This is a genomic window from Pseudomonas sp. SMV71 (genome assembly GCF_052042015.1).
Classification (GTDB): domain Bacteria; phylum Pseudomonadota; class Gammaproteobacteria; order Pseudomonadales; family Pseudomonadaceae; genus Aquipseudomonas.
Genome location: NZ_JBKGGU010000063.1, coordinates 1 through 395 on the forward strand (window position 1 = coordinate 1; position 395 = coordinate 395).

The 395-nt window shown below is 65.8% G+C and carries 1 protein-coding gene; it reads right to left on the minus strand.

Annotation, left to right across the window (positions count from 1 at the left end; all coding sequences use genetic code 11):
* A partial coding sequence (locus ACLEJQ_RS25785; RefSeq protein ID WP_440799925.1) for a hypothetical protein occupies positions 1-395 on the minus strand: 395 nt, incomplete at both ends.

Sequence of the window (395 nt, forward strand, 5' to 3'; positions counted from 1 at the left end):
TGTTGCCACACCGTCTGGGCCTTGAGCCGGCCTTGGTCGTCGTAGTCGTACTGGCTGCGCAGCAGGCCTTGCTGGCGCTGCACTTCGCGACCGCCGCGCAGCTGGTGGTCGGTGAGTCGGGTACCGTTGAGGTCGATGGCGGTCAACGTGCCACCGGCGGCATGATGGAAATCCAGCTGACTGTGATCCGGCAGGCGCAGGTGGTTGAGGCGCCCGCAGGCGTCGTAGCGATAACGCAGGGTGCCCCAGCCCTGATGCTCGCCAATCAGGCGGTCTTGGGCGTCGTATTCAAAGGCCAGCGGGTGATCGGTGCCGTCGTCGACCGACACCAGCCGGCCCAGGCCGTCGTAGCGGTATTCGATCACCTGGCCGTCGGGCAAGGTCTTGACCAACAG